Source organism: Scrofimicrobium canadense (assembly GCF_009696615.1).
Lineage (GTDB): Bacteria > Actinomycetota > Actinomycetes > Actinomycetales > Actinomycetaceae > Scrofimicrobium > Scrofimicrobium canadense.
The window spans coordinates 1-1,311 of record NZ_VULO01000043.1; the positions used below are offsets into that span (position 1 = coordinate 1).

Below are 1,311 nucleotides of genomic sequence, written 5' to 3' on the forward strand. Positions count from 1 at the left end.
GCCAAAAAGCTATCCGATGGGCTGGTGGCGCTGCTGGGCATGGAAGAGGGCATCGAGGCCCCGGCAGAAACCCGCACCCTGCTCAAGGCCTTCAGCGCCTACGTCGAACAAGAGGACCTGGACGACGACGCCAGCCGTGAAAAAACCGACACCCTGGTGGATTACGCCAACGAGCAGCTGCGCCGTGGCGAACCCATGACGCTGGAAGCGCTTTCCGAGCTGGTGGACGAGAAGCAGCCACAGGCGTTTTACGACCATATCCGCAACGCCGATTACGGCCTCTCTCCGGAGATTCCGCCGGACAAGCGCACCATCAACCAGTTCCGCCGGTTTACCGGCCGAGCGGGTGGGGTGTCGATCAGCTTCGACTCGCACCTGCTGGGTTCCAGCATCGAGTACGATGCCGCGCAGGACCGTCTTATCATCAAGCAGGTGCCCAAACAGCTCAAAGAGCAGTTGGCCAAACGCAAGGAGTAATTGCCGTGCTGGACGCGATTCAAAGCTTCTTTCAGCGGACGCTGTCGGCCCCGGAGCAGCGCGACGACCAGGCCCTGACCCTGGAACTCGCCTGTGCTGCGCTATTGTGCGAAGTGATGCGGGCCGACTATGAACAGAGCGAGGCCGAGCGCGCCGCCATGCAGCGCATGCTGATGACGCGCTATCGTCTCGATGAGCAGGCAGTGGCCGAACTGATGCGCCTGGCCGAGGCAGAAGTGGACGACGCCGTGGACCACTACCAGTTCGTCAGCCTGATCAAACAGCACTACGGCTATGAGCAGCGCCTGGAAGTAGTGGCCATGATGTGGCAGGTGGCCTGGGCCGATGGCGCGCTGGACCCGCTGGAAGAGCACCGCATTCGCCGCCTGGCCGACCTCCTGCACGTCAGCCACAGTGATTTTATCCGCAGCAAATTGGGCAACTCTCCAACGTAGCCGATTACGGTTCGGCGGCCTCGCCTTCCTCCAGCAGTCCCGCCACCAGCGCATTCAACTGCTGCTGAAACTGGCCACCGGGGGAGGGCGGGTTGGGGTCGGACGTTATCACGACCGTCATCGCCCGCTCAGGCACCACGAACAGCGCTTGGCCACCGTAGCCTCGGCCATACATCACTGGTGTGTCGGCCAGGGTCGTGATGAACCAGCCATAGCCGTAACCATCGCCTGTCCAGGGCGAGCTGCCCCGAGCAGTCCAGGAAGCCTCCACCCAGCCTTCGGGCAAGACCCGCTGGCCGTTCACTACGCCATCGTTACGGTACAGTTCACCAATCTCGACCAGGGCTCGGGGCGATAGCAGCATATCGTTGCCACCAAA

3 protein-coding genes are annotated in these 1,311 nt (G+C 62.4%); 2 read left to right on the plus strand and 1 reads right to left on the minus strand.

The features are described from left to right. Both FYJ24_RS12420 and FYJ24_RS12425 read left to right on the plus strand, forming a co-directional pair. Positions 1 to 477: nucleoid-associated protein (locus FYJ24_RS12420; protein ID WP_206192724.1), on the plus strand; the 477-nt coding region annotated here is incomplete at its 5' end. Between the two features lie 5 nt (positions 478 to 482). Then, positions 483 to 932 (plus strand): tellurite resistance TerB family protein, encoded by a 450-nt coding sequence (locus FYJ24_RS12425; protein WP_081194795.1) that lies wholly within the window; start codon positions 483 to 485, stop codon positions 930 to 932. A gap of 4 nt (positions 933 to 936) precedes the next feature. Here FYJ24_RS12425 and FYJ24_RS12430 read toward each other — a convergent pair. Then, positions 937 to 1,311 (minus strand): serine hydrolase domain-containing protein (locus tag FYJ24_RS12430; protein WP_154546733.1); only part of this gene is annotated, 375 nt, incomplete at its 5' end.